The organism is Natrinema salinisoli, assembly GCF_020405205.1.
Classification (GTDB): domain Archaea; phylum Halobacteriota; class Halobacteria; order Halobacteriales; family Natrialbaceae; genus Natrinema; species Natrinema salinisoli.
In genome coordinates this window covers 185,742-207,471 of record NZ_CP084469.1, presented here as the reverse complement: position 1 = coordinate 207,471, position 21,730 = coordinate 185,742, and the positions used below count along the sequence as shown (strand labels likewise).

Sequence of the window (21,730 nt, the reverse complement as noted above, 5' to 3'; positions counted from 1 at the left end):
CTCGTCAACAGTCATTGTCGTTGGGTAACGACAGGAGGACTTCAACCCGTCGGTGAATCAGGAGACCGTCGGCTGCGTTCTCGCTGCGGTCAGTCGCGGGCGAGGGCGAGAGCCGCGTTGGCGTAGACGTTTGCCCCGGCGACGCAGTCCTCCCACGCGGTGTATTCGGATTCGGTGTGAGTCCGCCCCTCGACCGACGGCACGAAGAGCATCGCAGTCGGCGCAATGTCGCTGACGTACTTCGCGTCGTGGCCCGCGCCACTGACGAGGCGTTCGTAGTCGACACCGACGGTTTCCGCAGCCGAAGCGAGGACATCGCAGACGCTCGCATCGAACTCGGTACGAGGGATCCGCCACACGTCCTCGACGTCGGCGCTCGTCCCGTGGCGGTCGCAGGCCGCCTCGATCTCGCGCTTCGTTCGGTCGACGGCCCGATCGACGACGTCGTCGTCCGCGGACCGGAGGTCGACGGAAAATTCCGCCTGGTTCGGTATCACGTTGATCGAGTCCGGTTCGAGGTCGAACTCGCCCACGGTCGCCACCGCGTCCGCGGAGAGGCGCGTCGGGAGCCCGTTGATCGCGCTGACGGCGTCGGCTGCGGCCGCCATCGCGTCGCGCCGAGCGTGCATCGGCGTCGGTCCGGCGTGATCGGACTCGCCGCGTATCGTCACGTCCAACCAGGAGATCCCGTAGACCCCCTCGACGACACCGACGGCGTTTCCGTGGGCCGCCAGCGTCGGTCCCTGTTCGATGTGGAGTTCGACGTGGCCGTGAACGTCGCCGAGGTCGACCGGGTGGTCGCCGTCGTAGCCGATGCGCTCGAGTTCGTCGCCGAGCCGGACGCCGTCGTCGTCGGTCATGTCCAGCGCGGTCTCGAGATCCGTTTCTCCGGTGACCACCGCACTGCCGAGCATCGCGTGCTGGAAGCGGGAGCCCTCCTCGTTCGTCCAGTTGACGATCTCGATCGGGCGCTCCGTCTCGATTCCCTGATCCGCCAGAGTTCGGAGCGCTTCCAGTGCCGAGAGGACGCCGAGCTGGCCGTCGAACCGGCCGCCTGACGGCTGGGAGTCGAGATGGGATCCGATCAGGACCGGATCCGCATCCGGATCCGTTCCCTCGCGACGCCCGAAGACGTTCCCAATCTCGTCGATTCGAACCTCCAGCCCGAGCGCGTTCAGATCGTCGACGAATCGGTTTCGAGCCCGCCTGTCCTCGTCCGTCAGGGCGAGACGGTCGAGTCCGCCCGCGTCGGTCGCACCGATTTCGGAGTAGGTCTCGAAGCTCTCGCGGAATCGCTCCTCGTCGATCGATAGCATGCCCGAATCCGTACCGCGGATACCCTTAGCTTCTTGGACGCCGATAGGACACCCGTCGGGAGACCGGAGAGTCGAAACCGGGTTAGTGCGTGCCGCCGTTGGCTCGCCCGACAGCTATGTCCGACGCTTCGACCGCCGCCATCGCTGCGCTGAAAGAACGCGCCGGCGTGGTCAACGCCTTGATCGACGGCGACCAGACGGTACTCGTGCGCCACCCGACGCTCGATCCGGGAACGATCGACGACCGTTTCGTTCTCTATCCGGCCTACACCCATCAGGAACCGGATCGATACCAGCCCCGGTACGAGGACTATTACCACCGGGCGAGCGCCAAACCCGAGGACGGAGTACCGATCCGCGCCGTCGCCGAGGTTCGCGAGGAGTACACGGTCCCGAGCGACGATCTCGAGGCCCTCGCGCGCCACTACGTCTACACCCCCGACGGCCTGCGCGACAAGCACGATCCGGACGACGACCTGCGGGTGCTGTTGCTCCGGGTTTCGGCACTCGAGTCGCCGCGGCTCATCGAGGAGCGGGGCAGCTACCGGGGCTGTCGCGCCTGGATCGAACTGACTGACGCGGTCGATGTCGATCTCGAGTCGACCACGCCGGTGCTGGACGAACCGACCTTCGCGGAACGCCGGGCCGCGGTCCGGGACGCCCTCGAGTGAGGGACCCACACCACCGACGAACTTAACCGCTCGAGTCGGTTACGACCCGTCGCTCGAACTATGACCGACGAAAACGGGTCCGACACCGAACGACACCTCAGGGAGGCGCTCCGACATCTGGGCCAGGCACAGGACGACGACGACCTCAGGAAGACCAACGCCGTCGCGCTCGAAGAAGTGTCGAACACCGTCTCGTCGGTGCTGCGGGAATACGAAGGCGACGAGTGAGGGTATCGCCGTTTCGCGGCAGATGATCGTTACCAGAGGCCCGGAATGAGCCGATAGGGCGTCCGTTTCGCGTAGGCTTCGTAGGAATCACCTAGCGTTTCTCGGAGGACTTGCTCTTCAACACGGATGCGATACCCGTAGCCGAGTAGGCCGGCGAGCGTCACGAATCCGAGACTCAGCCAGTTGCCGATCGCGACCCCAACCCCGATCACCGTCGCCAGCTCGCCGGTGTACGATGGATGGCGAACCCATCGATAGGGCCCCGATTTGACAACGGTGTCTGTCTCCTCGACCGACACTTCGAGCGAAAAGTACTCGCTAAGCGTCCGAACAGCGTATTGACGGAGCAGTACACCGAACACCACGAGTCCAATCCCGATCCAGAACGCGGCCAGGCGACGCGGGAGTTCCGGAGCGGGCATCACTTTGGGAAGGAGTGTAGCACCAATAATACCGCCAGATGTGGCGACGGCGATCGCGCGTTTTGATCCCCGATCCTGCGAAGCAGTGTCCCTATTTCGATACCGCAATCCGATGCTCAGGTTGGATACGACCCAGACAGCGATCGCCCCGAAGAAGACGTACAGGTGCGGCCGTTGCAAATCAAATAGCATAGCTGCATGCGCGAAGTGATTTCTGATAAACATTTCTAATTTAACGGCTTCGAACGATTCGATCGTGGGAAGAGAACGGTGAGAGATGTGCCCCTGAAATCGTCCGAAACACGAATACGACGCCTATCCCACGGAGATCGGCTGTCGAACCGCGAGCACGACCAGATCGGAAAACGGTGTGTCCTCTTTCCCGCTCCCGCCGGCGTGCTCGGCCAGTTCCGCGAGCGTAAACCGGTGGATCTGCTCGTCGTCGTGGGTGAGCTTCTCGAGCACCAGCGCCTCGAGATCGGGGTCGGCACCGTGTTCGAGCAGGAAGTCCGCGATATCGCCTGGCATCCGATCGTACGGCCGCGGGAGCACCAGCAGGTGGCGGTCGTCCACGGCGGCAGCGAGCCGATCCATGTCCGACTCGAGGTCGCCGCTCTTGTGGAGCGTGACGAACTCGGTATCTTCCATCGGTGTCCGGGCGCGGCTCGCCGCCATCTGGAGCGACGAGATACCGGGAACGATGCGAACCGGAATTTCGGTATCGTGGCGCTCTACCGTGTCCTGTACCTTCCCGACGAACTGGTATCCCGAGTGGTTTGGATCGCCCATCGCGACAGCAGTCCCCGACTCGCCGGCGGCGACGCGCTCGCCGAATTCCTCGAGCGCTTCGGCCTCGTCCTTGTAGCCGCAGGTCAGCAGGTCGGCGTCCGTCTCGTCCTCGACGAACTCCACGACGGTCGTGAAGCCGATGACGACGTCCGCCTCGCGAATCGCCCGCTCGCCTCGCGGGGTGAGATACTCGGTGTTTCCCGGGCCGACGCCGACGGCGTAGACCGGGTCGTCCGTCGCTTCGTCGATGTCCGGCTCGGCTGCCCCCGCCGCGAACCTGGCCGGATCCGGTCCCGCGTCGAGGTCGTACTCGCCGCTCATCGGTTCCGGCCGTCCGCGGCCCGCGTTTCGGTGTCGAGCTCGAGGTCGATCTCGTCGGTCCGGACGTCCTTCGCGACGTGGATCAGTTCGTTCGTCAGCGCTGCGGCGAGGCCGCTGCCGCCGCGCCGGCCGACGTTCGTGATCGCCGGGACGTCGTACTCCTCGCTGACCTCGCGGATTCGCTGGCGGCTCTCCTCGGCCTTGACGAAGCCGACGGGTGTCGCGACGATCGCGGCCGGCCGAGTGCCGTCCTCGATGCAGTCCGCCAGCGCGAAGGCAGCCGTCGGCGCGTTGCCGATCGTCGCGATCGCGCCGTCGTAGACGCCCTGTTTGTCGAGCTCGAGCACCGAAGCCGCGGTCCGGGTCATCCCCGTCTCTTCGGCCAGCTCCGCGCCGTTGCCGATCGCCTTGCGCTTCTCGCAGTTGTGGCCGCGGCCCGTGATGCCGGCCTTCGACATCGTGATGTCGGTCACGATCGTCGCCTCGTCGAGGACGGCTCGAGCGCCGGCCCGAACCGGAGCGTCCTCGTCGTCCCCGAGTTCGTCGCTCCCGGTGAACTCGATCAGGTGCTGGAACTCGATGTCGCCCATCGAGTGGACCGACTTCTGGCGGACCCGATCGGCCAACGTCTCGTCCGGCACGAACTGCCGGACGATGTCCATGCTCGTCTCGGCGATGTCCATCGCGTTCTGCGTCGTTGCGCCCAGATCCGCGTACTCGTTCTCGAACTCCTGTTGCTGGTCACTCATCGGGAATCACTCTCCGGGCCTCGCATATCGTCCGTCGGCCGAACGCGTTCGCGTTCGTCGTTAGTCATCGGTCGACGCCTCCGCGCCGACGCCCTCGTTGGTCGTCCGCGCCTCGAGATCGCCCTCGACCTCGAGATTGAGATCGCGCAGTCGGTCGATCGTCTCGTCGTCGGCGTCCCAGAGGTCCCGCTCGACCGCCTCGAGCAGGGTGTCCGTGATGGACTCGAGCGCCCACGGATTGACGTCGCGCATCCAGTCCTGCCGATCCTCGTCGAAGGCGAACTTCTCGGCGACCTCCTCCCAGAGGGTGTCGCTCACGACGCCAGTGGTGGCATCCCAGCCCAGCGTCACGTCGACCGTCGTCGAGAGGTCGCCCGCGCCCTTGTAGCCGTGGTCCTCCATGGACTCGAGCCAGTCGGGATTCAGCACGCGCGAGCGCATCGCCTTGCGGACCTTCTCCTCGTTCGTGTAGACGTCGACGTTGTCCGGATCGGAGGAGTCGCCGACGTAGGAGGCGGGTTCTTCGCCCGAGATCTCCGAGACGGCGGAGATGAAGCCGCCGTGGAAGGCGTACCAGTCCGAGGAGTCGAACTCGTCCTGTTCCATCGTGTCCTCGATCTTGACCGTCGCGTCGACGCTCGAAAGCCGACGTTCGAAGGCGTTGTGGGCGTCCGAGACGCGCCCCCTCGACCCCATCGCGTAGCCGCCCCACTGGACGTACACCTCGGCCAGATCGGAGCGGTCGTCCCAGTTGCCCTCGTCGACGGCCTTGTTCGTCCCGGCACCGTAGCCGCCGGGCCGGGTCGTAAAGACGCGGTGTTTCGCCGCTTTTCGTGCATCCGATTCGTCGAGGCCCTCTTCTTCTTCGAGTTCCGCCTGCTCCTCCTCGACGTGTTTCTTCACGTAGTTCATCTCGTGGGGCTCGTCGAGGTCGACGACCGCGTCGACGGCGTCGTGGATGACGCCCGCCGCGGCCGGGAACGCGTCCCGGAAGAGCCCGGAGACGCGCGTCGTCACGTCGATTCGGGGTCGGTCGAGCTCCTCGAGCGGAATCGGTTCGACGTCGTCGATCCGTCCAGCGTCGGTCCACTGCGGTTCGACGCCCATCATCGCGAGCACCTGGGCGATGGTCTCGCCGCGGGTGCGCACGGTCGGCGTCCCCCAGGCGACCACGCCGATCTCCTCGGGGTACTCGTCGTTTTCGCTGTGGTGGCGCTCGAGGACGCCCTCCGCGACCTCGCTGCCGACCTGCCAGGCGGCCTTCGCCGGCACCTTGCGCGGGTCGAGCGTGTAGAAGTTCCGCGCGGTCGGCAGCAGGTCCACCCCGCCGCGGGTCGGCGCGCCGGAGCCGCCCGGCGGCACGTACTCGCCCGAGAGCGCGTCTGCAGTGCGGGGAATCTCGTCCTCCGCGCCCTGTACGCGGGGCTGGGCCTCCTCGCAGATGTAGGCCAGAGCCTCCCGGAGATCGTTGTGCGCGCCGGATTTCGCGCGCCCGTCGCCGATCGTCTCGAGGTCGACCACGAGGAGATTCATGTTCACCTCGTCGTCCGGCCCCGCCTCGCGCTCCGAGACCGGGATGTCGAAGTCGTGCTCGGCGAGCGTCTCGATCAGGTCGACGCTGGTCTCGTAGACGATGTCCGCGGCCTCGGCGTGCGTCATTCCGAGGTCCTCAGCGTACTCGCCGGGCGAGTCGAGCATCGTCTGGTAGTCGACGCCCAACGCGCCGGCCACGCTCTCGCGCAGGCTCGGCGCGCCAGGGTTCTCGAGGCGCGTCAAGGCGACCAGATACTCGGTCAGGCGCTCGCCCTCCGGCGGCTCGGACATGGTGTGCAGCCCGAGCCTGATCTGGGTCGTCTTCACGTCCGTGAGGTACTCGTGGATCCGTTCGACCAGTTCGTCGATATCGACCTCGTCTCCCTCGATATCGCCTTCCGCGAGCGTCGAACCGGCCTCGTCGGGCCCGCGAACGTCGGTCTTCTCGTCGATCGTGCCGGTGATACCTAACTCGACGGCGAGGTCGAGTTCCTCGACTTTCTCCCGCATGAGATCCGCGAGGTGTTCGCCGTCGTCGCTCCGGGCGTCCTCCATTCCGGCCTCGCGGTACTGGTTGGCGAGTTCCTCGAGTTCTGAAAGCTCGTCGTACGTGCCCGCGTTCCGCATGACGGGGGTCAGGTAGTCGACGATCGCCGCATACGAACGGCGCTTGGCCTGCGTTCCTTCGCCGGGGTTGTTGACGATGTAGGGATAGACGTTCGGGATATCGTCGATCAGTTGGTCGGGTGCGCTCTCGCCGTTAAGTCCGACGGTCTTGCCGGGGAGCCACTCGAGGCTGCCGTGGGTTCCGAGGTGGACGACCGCGTTAGTCTCGAACGTGTTCCGGAGCCAGCCGTAGAAGGCGTAGTAGTCGTGTGGCGGCTGCAGGTTCGAATCGTGGTAGACCTTCGAGGGATCCATCCCGAACCCGCGCGGTGGCTGGACCGTCACGAGGACGTTCCCGAACTCGACGCCCGGAATCGCGAACGGGCGGTCCGGTACGTCGCCCCATTCTTCGATGATGTTCTCCTGAAAGCGCTCGTCGGTATCGCTGAACCACTCTTCGTACGTATCCGAGGAGACCACGTCGACCGACAGGTCGCGAACGTCCTCCGGCGCGACCCACCGGTCCTCGAGCGTGAGCTGTGCGGTCAGCTTCTCGACGAGCGACTGCCCGCTGTCGGGCATGCCGTCACCGAGATCGTACCCCCGCTCCTCGAGTTCCTCGAGCAAATTTACCGTCGACTCCGGCGAGTCGAGGCCGAACGCGGTCCCGATCCCGTCGTCGCTCGGCGGGTAGTTGTGGAGGACGACGGCGACCTGTTTCTCCTCGTTCGGCGTGTGCCGAAGTTCGGCCCAGTTGACCGCCAGTCGGGTGGCGTGGTCGATCCGGTCCTCGATGGGGAAGTGGTGTTTCGGCGCGGAGCCGATGCCGGCCTCGTCGTCGGTTCGCTCCTTGCCGGAAATGGGGTGCGTGATCACGTTGCCGTCGAACTCCGGCAGCGCCACGGAGAGGGCGAGTTCGAAGCCCATCACGCCCGTGTCGCTGGATTCGTAGCGCGACCGCGAGCGCATCGTGGTGACCGTCTGCAGAACGGGAACGCCGAGCCGATCGAGGAAGACGTCCTCCGCACCGCTGCCTTCGTCGCTGGCGCTGCGGCCGCGCTCGTCCATCGAGAGAGAGAACATGAACGAGGAGAGCACGGCGTCGACGATCGAATTCCCGCCGTCGTCGATCAACCAGTTGTCCGTCACCCACTCGGCGTCTTCCTGTTCGTCGGTGTCCGTTGCAGGATTACAGAAGAACGGCAGGGCGTTCGCCCCCTGTTCCTCGAGCGCCCGGACCTGCGCGTCCACGTAGCGGGTGTTCTCGTGTGTCCAGTGTGATTCGTAAAACCAGACGGCGACCGTGGGTTTGTCCGGGTCGTGGGTTTCGAGCAGGTCCTCGTACTCGATTCCCGGATGATCGGGGTGGTAGACGCCCTCCGTGGGGAGTTCGGTGGGCTCGTCGTACTCGATATCGCGGCCCTCGTACTCGGCCGCGAGGAACCGACACAGGTTCGCGACGTTGATCGTCCCGCCCTTCTCGAGGTAGTCGTAGACGCGGTCGCGATGCCCGTCCGAAACCGTCGTGTCCTCGAACGCGAAGGCGTCGCCGGTCGCTTTGACGATCAGCGGCACGCCCGCCTCTTCGAGTGCGCCCGTCGCGTAGTCGTAGCCGGGCATGCTGTCTTCGGCCCCGTGCAGCCAGAAGATCGCCGCCGCGGCGTCGTGCAATTCCTCGACGAACTCCTCGACGTCGGCCTCGTCCTCGAGGTCGCTCTCCGAGCGGACCTCGAGTTCGATATCCTCGAGACGCTCGGCGGCCCGGCCGATCGAGCCGAGTTCGTTCTCCGTCGCAGTATAGATCCCAATCGTTGTCATCGAGTTTTTAAACCTCTATTGTATTAGCTCAAGTATGGTTGCAGAGTCCGAGGACAAAAAGCTGTCGTCACTCCCCTTTCCAGCGATCGTCGGACAGGACGAGTTGAAGCGCGTGCTGCTCGCCGTCGCCGTAAACGACGGCCTTGACGGCTCCCTCATCGTCGGCGAGAAGGGGACTGCGAAGTCCACCGCCGTGCGGGCGCTCGTCGATCTCCTCCCCGAGCAGCGGGCCGTCGCGGACTGTCCGTACGGCTGTTCGCCCGACGATGCGAGCCAGCAGTGCGAAGACTGTCGCGACCGCGACCCCGAGGACATGCCGGTCGAGGCGCGTTCCGTCCCGCTCGTCACCCTGCCGCTGGGCGCGACTCGAGATCGAGTGGTCGGCACCCTCTCGGTCGAGGACGCGCTGGCGGGCGAGGCCGATTTCGATCCAGGGTTGCTCGCCCGTGCGAACCGCGGTATTCTCTACGTGGACGAGGTCAACCTGCTGGACGGTCACCTCGTCGACGTGATCCTCGACGCGGCCGCGAGCGGCGTCAACACCGTCGAACGCGACGGGATCAGCGTCTCTCATCCCGCTAATTTCACCCTCATCGGGACGATGAACCCCGAGGAGGGCGACTTGCGTCCCCAGCTTCGGGACCGCTTCGCCCTCCAGGCCAGCGTCGAGGGCTGCCGGGAGATCGACGATCGGGTCGAGATTATCGACCGGGCGCTCGCGGTCAACGGCGACAACGGAACGGACCCGTCGGCGAAGTACAGCGACGAGGTCGAGACCCTTCGCGACGACCTCGCCGCGGCCCGCGACCGCCTCCCGAGCGTCGACCTCCCGGCCGACTTCAAAGCCGAAATCGCCGAGCTCTGTCTCGAGGCCGGCGTCGACGGCCACCGCGGCGACGTGGCGACGGCTCGAACCGCCATGACGCTGGCCGCCCTCGAGGGCCGGGAAACGGTCATCGAGTCCGACATTCACGAGGCCGCGACGTACGCGCTCCCCCACCGCCTCCGGAGTACGCCCTTCGAGGACGAACCGGATCTCGACGACCTGCTCGAGGATCGGTTCGACCAGGAGTCGCCTGAGGAAGGCGAGGGAAACGAGTCCGACGACGGTGACGCAGGTGACGAGGGCGACGGGAACGACGAGGGTGACTCGAGCGCCGACGCCGAGGACGGAAGCCAGCGTGAGGACGGCGATCGGGAGAGCGGCGACGAGGACGGTTCCGACGGGAGCGACGGTGAGGGCGGCGGCGACGGTGGCGACTCGAGCGGCGACGACTCCGAACCCGATGGCGACGATACCGAAGGTGGCCAGCAGCCGGAGGACGGTGACCGACCGGCATCGCCGAATCAGCAGCCCGCTGAAGCCGGTGACGGAGGGTCGGACGGCGATTCGAACGAACAGGACTCCGAGTCGGACGACTCGCCGGACGACGAGGGAGACGACGAAACCACCCAGCCGCTCGTCCCGGGTCAGCAGCGAGCCGGCGTGGGCGACGCGCGGGCACCGGACCTCGAGACGCCGGCCGCTGAACACACTGAGAGCGCGGCCGGAACGGGCTCTCGAGCGAGCACGGCACCGAGCACGGACAACCGAGGCGCTCGCGTCCGCACAGAACCCGCGTCCGGCGACGGGGCGATCGACGCCGCGGCGTCGGTTCGATCGGCCGCGTCCCGCGGCGAATCGCGGGTCGAGGAACGGGACCTGCGACAGTCCGTCCGCACCGGCGACACCTCGGTGACGATCGTCTTCGCCGTCGACGCCAGCGCCTCGATGCGCCCGGCGATGCGGACCGCCAAGGGCGTCGTCCTCGAGCTCCTGCGCGACAGCTACGAACACCGCGATCAGGTCTCCTTCGTCGCCTTCGCCGGCGAGGACGCCGACGTCCTGCTCCCGCCGACCGACAGCGTCTCGCTGGCCGCCCGCCACCTCAAGGACCTGCCCTCCGGCGACCGGACGCCGTTACCGGCCGGCCTCGAAACCTCGCGGCGGGTCCTCGAGCGTGCCGACACCGACGCGTCGGTCGTCGTTCTCGTCACCGACGGCCGCGCGAACGTCGCCGACGGGAGTCCGACCGAGGCGACGCGAACCGCGGCTCGAGCGCTCGCCGCGAGCGACACTCGCGTGATCGTCGTCGATGCCGGCGACGACTCCCGGGCGGGGCTTTCGGAACTGGTCGCGAGCGAAACCGACGGCGAACTGGTGGACCTCTCGTCCCTGTCGGTCGAAACGGTTCGAACTGCGGCCGAGACCGCGGCGACGGAACGACAGTAATAGGCTCGTCGGAGCCGCCGTCGGCCTCGAGGCGGAGCTCGCGTTTCTCGATTCGCGAGTCCGAGCATCCGACGGGAACGGAGAAACCGGATCAACATCTCTTTGAACGCCCCTCGTCGTTATCCGACGAGAATCGATGACGGGGGACGAGCCAGTCGCTGACGAATCCGTCGGTGACGGTATCGAATACGGAATCGACGAACAGCCGCCGCTGGGCGAATCGATGGTGCTCGGGATTCAGCACTACCTGACGATGGTCGGCGCGAACATCGCGGTCCCGCTGATACTGGCCGGGGCGATGGAGATGCCCCCCGGTGTGACCGCCCGGTTCGTCGGGACGTTCTTCGTCGTCTCCGGGATCGCGACGCTCGCCCAGACGACGTTCGGCAACCGGTACCCGATCGTGCAGGGCGCGCCGTTCTCCATGCTCGCGCCCGCGCTCGCCATCGTCGGCGTCGTCAGCGCCGGCGGCGTCTCGGGGCAACCGAGCTGGGAAGCCGCACTGCTGCAGTTACAGGGGGCGATCATCGTCGCCTCGATCGCCGAAGTCGCGATGGGCTACTTCGGACTGGTCGGCCGGCTCCGACGGTACCTCTCGCCCGTCGTTATCGCACCGACGATCGCGCTGATCGGCTTGTCGCTGTTCGGCGCACCGCAGATCACCGCGGCGAACCAGAGCTGGTGGCTGCTCGGCCTCACGCTCGGGCTCATCCTGCTGTTCTCGCAGTATCTCGACGTCAAACACAGGGCGTTCCGACTCTACCCGGTCATCCTAGCGCTGATCATCGCCTGGGCCGTCGCGGCCGCACTGTCAGTCTCCGGCGTGATCGCCAGCGGCCATCCGGGGTTCGTCGATCTCGGACGGGTCGCCGACACCCAGCCCCTGCTGCCGATCTATCCCTTCCAGTGGGGAATCCCACAGGTGACGACCGCGTTCGTCATCGGGATGTTCGCCGGCGTGCTCGCCTCGATCGTCGAGAGCATCGGCGACTACTACGCGGTGGCCAACATCACCGGCTCGGGGGCTCCGAGCGGCAAACGGATCAACCACGGCATCGGGATGGAGGGACTGATGAACGTCTTCTCGGGCGTGATGGGCACCGCCGGCTCGACCTCTTACTCCGAGAATATCGGCGCGATCGGCCTGACCGGCGTCGCGTCGCGGTACGTCGTCCAGATCGGCGCGGTCATCATGCTGTTCGTCGGCTTCGTCGGCTACTTCGGGCAACTGATCGCCACGATCCCGGATCCGATCGTCGGCGGCCTGTTCATCGCCATGTTCGGCCAGATCGTCGCCGTCGGGATCTCCAATCTCCGCCACGTCGACCTCGACTCCTCGCGCAACACCTTCGTCGTCGGCTTCGCCCTCTTCGTCGGCCTCGCGATTCCGGCGTACATGGGCAACTTCGAGAGCACGATCGCCTTCCGCGACGCCGTCGGTCTCGAGCCGGCCATCGACTCGCTGGTCGGCGCCCTCGGCGTCGTGGCGGGAACCGGCGTCCTGATCGAAGCCATCGGGCAGGCCGTCGTCGACACGATCTACATCATCGGCTCGACCGGCATGGCCGTCGGCGGGCTCGCCGCACTCGTCCTCGACAACACGATTCCGGGCTCGCGAGCGGAACGCGGCCTCGCGGCGTGGGACCGCATCACCGAAGACGAAGCCGAGTTCGACTCGTTCTGGGACCGCTGGATCCGGACGGAGACGCGAAGCGACGACTGACTCCCGTTTCTGAACTGTCGGTCCGAAATATCGTTTCGCTCCCGTTTCACCCCCCGCTAGCGCAACCACGCGCCTAATAGTGAGCAAGCCATTACTCGCGGTATGGCAGAACTCGAACTCGAGGACGGGACTATTTATTACGAGACGAGCGGTGACGGTCCGCCGCTGGTGTTCGTCCACGGCGGCTGGATGGACGGCACGGCCTGGGAGCCACAGATCGACCACTTCGCCGACGACTATCGGGTCGTCACGATCGACGTTCGGGGACACGGCAAGACCGGTGTGACGGCTCCGGACAGCTACTCGATCGGTCTCTTCACCGACGATCTGGAGGCCCTCTTCTCGACGCTCGAGATCGAACGGCCGATCCTCTGTGGGCTCTCGCTGGGATCGATGGTCGTCCAGGAGTACCTCGATCGCCATCCGACCGACGCGGCGGGTGCGATCCTGGGTGGTGCAGTGCGGTCGATGCCGCCAGTGGACATGCCGACCGAACTGAAATCGTTCTGGTCGCCGCTCCCGGCCCTGTCGGCCTCGCTGTCGCTCTCGGGCTCGGAGGGAACGTTCCGATCGATGCTGTACTCGATTCAGGCGACGACCGGCGAGCGGTGGCTGTCGGTCGACCCCGAGGTCAGGAACGCGGCGATCGAGCAGGTCGGCAACGTCTCCTCGAGCGAATTCAGAAAAATCTTCGGCGCGCTCTACCGGTACGATCCGCCCGAGCTCACGGGCGTCGAAACGCCGACGCTCGTCGTCCACGGCGATCAGGAAGCGCCGCTCGTCAAGCGACAGGGGCGAGAGATCGCCTCGGAAGTCGCCCACGGCGACCAGCTGGAACTGGCCGATTCGGGCCACCTCGTCAATCAGGATCGGCCGCGCGCGTTCAACAGGGCGACGACCGACTTCCTCGAGGAGCTTCCCGCAGCGTGACTCCGTGAGCGGTGCCAGTCACGAACGCCGTCGCCGGACGATGACAGCCCCGTAGTGGGAGTCCGTCCGGGATATCCGTCGCTCTCATCGGGAGTGTGGACCCGGGATCGGAATCCCATCCCCACCCCGAACTGTTCGGCGCTATCTCGTCTAGGTACCCGTCACATTTCGTGACAGTCAGCGAACGGGCTCCAATATAATTTGGCGATACGACGAAGGTGGCAACCACAGTAATTGCTACTTGGAATCACACCTTCCGTCAAATGGTACCTATCAACACCTATGAGTAGTCAATGTCCGGACACCGACGATGTCACCGCCACAGCCTCGACCGAGCAGTGGTCCAGCATCTCGAAACACGTGTTCAATAGCTACCTCGAAGCCAACAACGCCTTCCTCGCAGCGATGGGGTTCAGTTCCTCGGACGAGGACTCACCGACTCGGCCGGAGACGGATACGACGACGACGTCCGCCGCCGAGGTCGCGTTCGGTGACGAGAACTGGGTCATGGAGCGGTCGACGGACGACTACGATTCGCTCGGCGTCGGCGACTACGTTCGCTTTCGCAAGCCGATCGCCGAGACCGACGTCACCGCGTTCGCACAGGTCTCCGGCGACACCAACCGGCTCCACCTCGAGCCCGAGTTCGCCGAGCTGACCCTGTTCGACGGCCAGATCGTCCACGGGACGCTCGTCGCGGGGACGATCAGCGCCGCACTGGCTCGGTTCCCCGGCGTTACGGTCTACCTCTCTCAGGACCTCGAGTTCGTGAGTCCGGTTCGGATCGGCGAAACGGTCACGGCCGACTGCGAGATCGTCGAGTCGCTGGGTGACGATCGCTACCGGCTGCACACGACGGTCGTCGGAGAGGACGGCGACTCCGTCATCGACGGGGAGGCCGTCGTCGTCATCAACGAGTCACCAGACGCGTAACGGGAGAGCGTCGGCGCGAGGACTGTCCGAACCGCCGACGCAGTACGTCGATTCTGCGACCAGCGGTTACTGACGGTCAGTAGCTCTTCGAACAACACAAAACACGTCCCCCTCGAGCGAGTGCCTCGTGACGATGGCAGACGATTCACATCCAACTGCGGGGGCGCTCGAAACCGCCCACAGTCGACGCCGAGTTCTCACGGCGGCCGCCGGCGCGGTCACCGCGACCGCCGGACTGGCCGGCTGTCTCGGGCGAGCCGAGCGCGAACCGATTCCGCGGGTCGAGACCGGACTCGAGCAAACGGTTCCGGACGGCGTCGCCCAGTTCAGGCGGTCGCTCGAGCGATGGGGCTACTACCCCGACGTCACGGTTCCGGACGACGTGACCCGGGAGTGGCGCCTCGACCGGCTCAATACGGGCTCGCACACCGCCGCGAAGGCGAGCGCCGTTCCCCTGCCGGACGGCGGCGTCGTCTTCCCGGGCGACACCGGCTATCTGGTCGCTCTCGACCCGGACGGCGAGGAGCGCTGGCGGACCGGAACGAATACCGGTGATCGCGGGATTCACGGCACGCCCGCCGTCGCCGACGGCCGGGTGTACGTCGGCGCGTACGACGGGGTACTCTACGCCGTCGACGCCGAGACGGGCGATATCGATTGGCAGACGAAACTCGGCGGCGCCATCGGGTCGAGTCCGCTCTACCACGACGGCCGGCTCGTGATGGCAGTCGAGTACCCCGACCCCGAGGGGAGCACGTTCGTCATCGACGCGAACGACGGCTCCGTCGTCTGGGAGGACCCGGAGCACCGGCCGACCGACCACCCCCACTCGACGCCGGCGATCGATCTCGAGGTCGGACGGCTCGTCTGCGGGTCGAACGACGGAAAGCTCTACGGGTGGTCCTACCCGGACCTGGAGTTCGCCTGGTCGTTCGATACCCGGGGCAGCGACGCCAACGACGGCGAAATAAAGGGGCCGATCGCGACCTACGACGGCGGCGCTTACTTCGGGTCGTGGGACGGCTACGTTTACCGGGTCGACCTCGAGGACGGCACCGAAGACTGGTCGTTCCAGACGGGCGATCTGGTGATGTCGGGTCCGGCGCTCGATCCCGAATTGGACACGGTGTTTATCGGCAGCCACGACACCAACCTGTACGCGCTCGACGCCCAGTCCGGCGAGCGACACTGGTCGTTCGAAGCGGACGACTGGTTCTTCGGGTGTCCGATCGTCTGCGACGAGCGGGTCGTGGCCGGCTCCCGGGACGGCGGCGTCTACGCGCTCGAGAAGCGAACCGGCGACGAAGTCTGGCGGGTCGACAACGAGGGGCACGTCTCGAGCACGCCACGCGTGGTCGACGGGGCGATCTACTACGCCGAGCGCGCGCCGAATCCGCCGGAGGGAGACGAGGAGCGATCTGACGATGGGATCGACACCGACGGGGGCGGTTACAAACTGGTCGGGACCGACTGAACTCCGGGCCGCGAGGGTCACCGACCTCCGGACGGTCGTGGAGGTCCGCCGTTCTCCGGCGACAGCTCGATCGATGACGTGATGGAGGATGTCTTCCGAAACAGGTGAACGCAACAGAGACGCGTTCGAGGCGGAAGCCGAAACCGTCGGGTCGGACGGCAGCAGACGACGGAACTGAGAGTTCGCGAGGTCGCTTCGATTTCGGGGGCCGGATCCGGTGTGCTCCGGGGACTATCATCAAACCTATAACGACCACGCCGAATCCAGCGGTCGAGAATGCCACACCGGCCGCCATCCCCGCCCTCCCCGACGACCGGCCCCACGACTATCGATAGCAGCCTCGAGGACCGCGTCATCGCGACGACGGCCCAGCTCACCACCGCGATCGAGGACGCGCTGGGCTGTCGCGTGAACGAGTCCGTCCTCGAGGACCTCCTGCTCGAGCTGGACCGCCGCGACTACGTCGACTGGGTGACCGTCACCCGGACCGGCGACTACCTCTGGGACCTCTCCGACGCCCCCGACCGCATCGGCGAGGCGATCGCAGAGGCTGTCGTGGATCGACTCGAATCGTGGCTTCGAGGGAGCACGGATCGCGACGAGTAACGGAGACACTGGAGACCCGACGACTCGGGAGCTCGGCCGACGGTACCGGATCGAACAGTTTCGAGTTCTGCGAGCGGTCCGGCGGTAGTCCATACCACGACGACGGTATCGTGACCCCGCAGAAGCAAACGGCGAGAAAATCGCCTTGCGGGCGACTCGTCGCCGCTGAACTCCGCGGTGACCTATTCGAACAGCGCCTGCATCTCCGCTGGCACGCTCGGAAACGCGTATGCGGCCTCGAGCAGAGACGGTTGCCGTCCACGCGGCGGCCACGGCAACGTCCTTTTGGTTTCCGTCTTCCACTCTCGAGCGCGGAGAACGCTACCGGGCTCGAGCGCAGCGACGAGCCGTCGGACTCAGTCGTCGCTGGCGATGTGCGGCCCGCTGCTCGAGACGACGTCCGGCGTCTGCAACACCGTTTCGTCGGTGTCAGCACCGAGCGCCTCGAGCCGGACGCTGGAGATTTTGTACTCCGGAATGCCGGCCTGCGGGTCGAACGATTCCTGCGTGAGTTTGTTGACCGCACCGGTCGCGAAGTGCATGGGGATGAACAGCGTCCCCTCGCCGACGCGCTCGGTGACCTGGGCCTTCACGACGATCTCGCCGCGCCGGGATTCGACGCGGACGTACTCGCCGTCTTCGACGCCGAGGTCGGCGGCCGTCGCAGGGTGGATCTCGACGAAGCTCTCGCCGACGTGGCTCATCAGCCCCTCGACGCGGCGGGTGATCTGGCCCGTGTGCCAGTGGTAGAGCACGCGCCCGGAGGTGAGCGTGAGCGGGTACTCCTCGTCGGGAAGCTCTCCGGGATGACCGCCGTCTGCGGGCACGAACCGCGCTTTCCCGTCGTCGAAGTTGAAGTTCCCTTCCTCGTAGTCGTAGAGGTAGGGGGTTCCGGGGTGGTCCTCGTCGGGGACCGGCCACTGGAGGCCGTGTTCCTCGCCCTCCTCGAGGCGATCGTAGCTCACGCCGCCGTAGATGGGAGCGAGATCGGCGATCTCGTCCATGATCTCGCTCGGGTGGTCGTAGTCCCAGTCGTAGCCGAGTCGGTTCGCCAGCGCCTGGGTGATCTCCCAGTCCTGCTTTGCCTTCCCCGGCGGCTCCGTACTCGGACGGACCCGCTGGATGCGGCGCTCGGTGTTGGTGAACGTGCCGTGTTTCTCCGGCGAGGTCGCCGCCGGCAGGATCACGTCGGCGTGCTCGGCGGTCTCGGTCATGAAGATGTCCTGCACGACGAGGAACTCGAGACCCGCGAGCGCTTCGCCCGCGTGATCGATGTCGGGCTCCGAGAGCGCGGGGTTCTCGCCGACGATGTACATGCCCTCGAGGTTGCCCTCGTGGGCCTCCGCGAGCATCTCCGGCACTTTGAGACCGGGTTCTTCCGGCGGGCGCTCGCCCCACACGTCTGCGAACTTCTCGCCGACGTCGTCGTCGGCCGGATCCTGATAGCCGGGGAGACTGCCGGGGAGCGTTCCCATGTCCCCGCCGCCGCCCTGGACGTTGTTCTGGCCGCGGAACGGCGAGAGGCCGGCGCCGGGTTTGCCGAGCTGGCCCAGCACGAGCGCGAGATCGGCCATCGCCAGCAGGTTGTCCGTCCCGGTGCTCTGCTGGGTCATGCCCATCGCCCAGCCGAACACGACGGAGTCGGCCTCGGCGAGCGTCTCGGCGGCCGATGCCAGCTCCTCGGGGGGGACGCCGGCGAGTTCTTCGACTTTTTCCGGGGTGAAGGCCTGGACCTTCTCCTTCAGCTCGTCGAAGTTCTTCGTGTTGCGTTCGATGAAGTCCTCGTCGTGGAGGTCGTGTTCGATGATGTACCGGATCAGCCCGTTGAGCCACGTCACGTCGTAGCCGGGGGTGGTCCGGGTGTACTGGTCGGCGTGCTCGGCGATGCCGACCTTCCGCGGATCGAAGACGACGAGGTCGGCCCCGTCCCTGACGTTCTGCTTGATGCGAGTCGCCAGTACCGGGTGGGATTCCGTGGTGTTCGAGCCGCTGATGAGGTAGGCGTCGGCCTCGCCGACGTCCTCGTTGATACGGTTGGTCATCGCGCCGAACCCGACCGTCTGCTGGAGCGCCGCCACCGTCGACGAGTGACAGAGTCGCGCGCAGTTGTCGATGTTCTTGGAGCCCAGAACTTGCCGGGCGAACTTCTGGACGAGGTAGGCCTCCTCGTTGCTTCCCTTCGAGGACGCGAGACTGCCGACCGCGTCGATCCCGTGTTCCTCTTGAATCTCGGTGAGTCGTTCGGCGACGAGATCCAGCGCCTCGTCCCACGTGGCTTCCTCGAGGTCGCCGTTCTCGTTGCGGACGAGCGGGGTCGTGAGTCGGTTCTCGCTGTTGGCGAACTCGTGGCCGAACTTCCCTTTCACGCAGGTCGAGAAGTTGTTCGCGGGCGCGTCGTCGGGGTCGTCGACGGGGACGACACCGAGCGACTCGTCGTCCGTCCCCCACATCTCGAAGCGACAGCCGACGGCGCAGAACCCGCAGGTCGTCTCCGCCTTGTCGATTTTGCTCAGCCGGTAGTCGCTGACCGCGTCGGCGATGTCGAACAGGTACCCCTCGGGAAGCGTATTGGCCGCGATCGATTCCGCGGTGTGCTCGCCGGCGAGGAACGCCTTCCGTCCGTAGTCGCTGGCCGCTTTCCCGAATTTTCGTTTCGCTTGCTCCATGAATCCCGCGACGCCGCGCTGCCCGCCGTTCATGGTCGCGCCGGTACCGACCGTGAGGTCGCCGCCCGGCCCTGACGATCGGTTAGGTGACGTCCGATCGTCGAGGGTCTCCGCGTCTTCGTGTTCGATCACGTTCCCGATCGAGTTGCGCTGAGTGAAGCCGGGCAGCGGCAGTGTCGCGGCACCGCCGATCCCCTTTTCGGTCAATGCGCCGGTCGGACAGACCGTCGCGCAGTGGCCACAGGAGACGCAGTCGGAGTCGGCCATCGTCTCGGCGTCGGACTGGAAGCCGATGCGGGTGTCCTCGCCGTGACCTTCGATGCGAAGGACGCCCTCGGCCTGCACGTCGTTGCAGCCGTCGACGCACCGATTACAGAGGATGCACTTGTTGCGGTCGATCTGGATGAACGACGACGTGTCGTCGAGCGGTTCGTACCGGTCGCGCTCGTCGAAGACGCCGTAGCGCGGGTGATCGACGTCTTCGCTGATCGCCGCGCTCTGGAGTTCACACCGGCCGTTGCCGTTGCAAGTCGTACACCGGAGGTTGTGGTTCGAGAGGACGAGGTCGAGGTTGACGCTGCGACTCTCCTCGGCGTCGGGCGTGTCCGTCTCGACGGTGAGCCCGTCCTCCGCCGGGAACGAACACGACGGAACGAGTCCGTGTTCCTCGGTTTCGACCATGCAGGTCCGACACTCGCTGCGCGGCCCGATCTCGTCGCTACAGTCGCCGTCGCGGTCGTAGTAACAGAGCGCGGGCACGTCGGCGTCGTCCTCGACGGCGTCCGCGCCGGGATCGACGCTGACGACGTCGTCGTCGAGCGACTGCATCGCGTCGATGATCGTCGACCCCGGCGGGACGGTCACCGGCTCACCGTCGACCGTTACGGTCGTCGGCTCGGCGTTGCGAGTGCCGACGTCCGGATCGTTCGCGGTCCCGGTCTCGAATTCGGCCGTGACCGGCGTCTCTTCTTGCGGATCAGTGAGGTCTGGAACGCCTGGAAGCGTCTCGTTCGCGTTCGTGTTCGTACTCATAGTTTCTCAGTACAGGTGCCGCTGGGACAGCGGCCGTCGGCGTGCGCGCGGAACTCGGGTTCGAACTCGTCCATCGCCGTCATCACCGGACGCGGCGCATTCGCGCCGATCCGGCAGTTGCTCGTCCGCTCCATCGTCCGGCCCAGTTCGCGGATCTTCGCGAGATCGAACGAGCCCTGATAGACGTCGCGCAGGAGTTCGGTGAGCTGTTTCGTCCCCTCGCGCCCGGGGACGCAGCGACCGCTGTTCTCGGTGGCGGCGAACCGCGCACGCTCGCCGGCGGTCGCAACCGCACACCGGTCGTCGTTCAGCAACTCGATCACGCCCTCCGTCCCGAGATCGGCCGCGCTCAGCGCGCGCCGCGTCGCGTCCACGTCGAGCGTCCGGGTGATCCCACCGAAGACGTCGCCCACGGCGGCCATCTTGAGCGACCCCTCGAGGTCGACGGCCTCGAGAACGGACTCGAGCGTGTCGCCATCGGCGAGTTCGACGGTCGCCGGTGCCGCCACGTCGCCGGTGACGGTGAACAGGCGGGTGCCGGGGTCGGCGCCGGTCGCATCGTCCCGCAGCGCCCGTCGGACCTGCAGCACCGTTCGGACGGAGTGGACCGCCGTCGGCCGGCCGTACAGGCCGTGGACCGCCGGCGACGGCGGTTGGATTCGCGGCTCGACTCGGTCGTTTCCTTCGAGCGCCTCGAGCGCCGCGGTCGGCGCGCCGGCGCGGTACTCGTCCGGACCGGCGACCAGCTGCGGAACGACCGGGAGGTCGTCGGCGGCCGCGTCGACAGCCGCGCCGAGGTGGCGGTGGAGCGCCGTCTCGGTCTCGTTGACGTAGATCACTGCGTCCGCTGCGCCGACGTGGTCGGCGATCGCCGCGATTCCGTCGAGGACGGCAATCGGGGCGCTTTCAAGGAGCAGTCGGTCGATCCCCTGTCTGTCGTCAGTGTCGTTGGCGTTGACGACGACGACCGGCTCGCCGTCCGTCTCGCGGATCTCGGCCCAGGTTTCTCCGACCTCCTCGTCGGCGGCCGCGTCCCCGCGGCCCGCGTCCGAGCAACCCGATATCGCGGACGCCGCTCGCGTCGCGCTCGGGCGAGACGAGGTCGTAGTCATCGGTGGCCAGCGGGTTGACCCATCCGCACGGCCCGAGAACGTCGCGTCGGCCGGCGGCCAACGGACCGGTTTCGGGGACGGGGAGCGAACGCGTCTCCGGCTCGTGTTCGACGACCGCAGCGGCGTCGTCGGGTGATAACTCGCCCTCCTCGAGCGCACTGACGATCTCGGCGATCGCCTCGTGGTCCGGATCGGGGTGGACGGCCGTTCGGCCGTCGACGGTAGCGAGTACCAGCGGATCGTACGCGGTGATTCCGGTCGGTCCCGTCCGAACGACAGGGACCGAATCGGCTGTGCGACGCGCCGTTTCGTACGCGGTTTCGCGGCCCGTGGTCGTCGGATCGGTCGCGACCCTGAGGATCGGCGACCGCCCGACCGCGGGCGTGGTATCAGTCATCGATGCCATCTTGTATTCAATGTATTTCAGTGGTGGGTATCTGCTGACTGCAGCGAGGTCGCCGGCTCGCAGTGCCGGCGGTGTCTGGTGCGGCCTGGTAACTTGCCGCGTTTCAGGGCTGGGAGTTCGTCT

14 protein-coding genes and 1 pseudogene are annotated in these 21,730 nt (G+C 66.5%); 8 read left to right on the top strand and 7 right to left on the bottom strand.

The genetic code is table 11. From position 1 onward, the window contains the following. Positions 1–89: 89 nt before the first annotated feature. The gene (locus tag LDB05_RS01115; protein WP_226006090.1) at positions 90–1,316 is read right to left on the bottom strand and encodes a Zn-dependent hydrolase; all 1,227 of its coding nucleotides are present in this window, start codon (positions 1,314–1,316) and stop codon (positions 90–92) included. Between the two features lie 116 nt (positions 1,317–1,432). Here LDB05_RS01115 and LDB05_RS01110 point away from each other — a divergent pair, with 116 nt between their 5' ends. Continuing rightward, positions 1,433–1,987 (top strand): DUF1802 family protein, encoded by a 555-nt coding sequence (locus LDB05_RS01110; RefSeq protein WP_226006089.1) that lies wholly within the window; start codon positions 1,433–1,435, stop codon positions 1,985–1,987. A 60-nt stretch (positions 1,988–2,047) separates the two neighbouring features. Then, complete coding sequence (locus LDB05_RS01105) at positions 2,048–2,215, top strand: hypothetical protein (protein WP_226006088.1); 168 nt, start codon at positions 2,048–2,050, stop codon at positions 2,213–2,215. Between the two features lie 29 nt (positions 2,216–2,244). Here the strand turns inward: LDB05_RS01105 and LDB05_RS01100 are convergent, their stop codons facing one another. The 4 genes from LDB05_RS01100 to cobN form a co-directional block, all read right to left on the bottom strand. Further along, a complete protein-coding gene (locus tag LDB05_RS01100) occupies positions 2,245–2,829 on the bottom strand; it encodes a methyltransferase family protein (protein ID WP_226006087.1) in 585 nt (194 codons plus the stop codon). Between the two features lie 123 nt (positions 2,830–2,952). After that, positions 2,953–3,747 (bottom strand): cobalt-precorrin-7 (C(5))-methyltransferase, encoded by a 795-nt coding sequence (locus LDB05_RS01095; RefSeq protein WP_226006086.1) that lies wholly within the window; start codon positions 3,745–3,747, stop codon positions 2,953–2,955. After that, the gene (locus LDB05_RS01090) at positions 3,744–4,496 is read right to left on the bottom strand and encodes a precorrin-8X methylmutase (RefSeq protein ID WP_226006085.1); all 753 of its coding nucleotides are present in this window, start codon (positions 4,494–4,496) and stop codon (positions 3,744–3,746) included. The genes LDB05_RS01095 and LDB05_RS01090 overlap by 4 nt, the downstream gene beginning before the upstream one ends. Positions 4,497–4,556: 60 nt before the next feature. Next, positions 4,557–8,453: a cobaltochelatase subunit CobN gene (cobN, locus tag LDB05_RS01085; protein WP_226006084.1), complete on the bottom strand. Its 3,897-nt coding sequence runs from the start codon at positions 8,451–8,453 to the stop codon at positions 4,557–4,559. Positions 8,454–8,487: 34 nt separating this feature from the next. Between cobN and LDB05_RS01080 the strand changes: the two genes are divergently transcribed. The 6 genes from LDB05_RS01080 to LDB05_RS01055 all read left to right on the top strand — a co-directional run bounded on the left by LDB05_RS01080 (position 8,488) and on the right by LDB05_RS01055 (position 16,391). Next, positions 8,488–10,725 carry a VWA domain-containing protein gene (locus tag LDB05_RS01080; RefSeq protein ID WP_226006083.1) on the top strand — a complete coding sequence of 746 codons (2,238 nt, stop codon included), beginning with the start codon at positions 8,488–8,490 and terminating at the stop codon, positions 10,723–10,725. Between the two features lie 136 nt (positions 10,726–10,861). After that, positions 10,862–12,448, top strand: a complete 1,587-nt coding sequence (locus LDB05_RS01075; RefSeq protein WP_226006082.1) for a uracil-xanthine permease family protein — start codon at positions 10,862–10,864, stop codon at positions 12,446–12,448. 102 nt (positions 12,449–12,550) lie between these two features. Beyond that, positions 12,551–13,378 (top strand): alpha/beta fold hydrolase, encoded by an 828-nt coding sequence (locus LDB05_RS01070; protein WP_226006081.1) that lies wholly within the window; start codon positions 12,551–12,553, stop codon positions 13,376–13,378. A 282-nt stretch (positions 13,379–13,660) separates the two neighbouring features. Continuing rightward, positions 13,661–14,311, top strand: a complete 651-nt coding sequence (locus LDB05_RS01065) for a MaoC family dehydratase (RefSeq protein WP_226006080.1) — start codon at positions 13,661–13,663, stop codon at positions 14,309–14,311. A gap of 133 nt (positions 14,312–14,444) precedes the next feature. Further along, positions 14,445–15,785, top strand: a complete 1,341-nt coding sequence (locus tag LDB05_RS01060; RefSeq protein ID WP_226006079.1) for an outer membrane protein assembly factor BamB family protein — start codon at positions 14,445–14,447, stop codon at positions 15,783–15,785. A 276-nt stretch (positions 15,786–16,061) separates the two neighbouring features. After that, a complete protein-coding gene (locus LDB05_RS01055) occupies positions 16,062–16,391 on the top strand; it encodes a hypothetical protein (RefSeq protein WP_226006078.1) in 330 nt (109 codons plus the stop codon). 356 nt (positions 16,392–16,747) lie between these two features. On the opposite strand, the gene fdhF is transcribed toward LDB05_RS01055, so the two are convergent. Beyond that, complete coding sequence (gene fdhF, locus LDB05_RS01050) at positions 16,748–20,089, bottom strand: formate dehydrogenase subunit alpha (protein ID WP_226006077.1); 3,342 nt, start codon at positions 20,087–20,089, stop codon at positions 16,748–16,750. Further along, positions 20,086–21,598, bottom strand: a pseudogene (locus LDB05_RS01045) (NADH-ubiquinone oxidoreductase-F iron-sulfur binding region domain-containing protein). The gene fdhF and the pseudogene LDB05_RS01045 overlap by 4 nt, the downstream one beginning before the upstream one ends. Between the last annotated feature and the right edge of the window lie 132 nt (positions 21,599–21,730).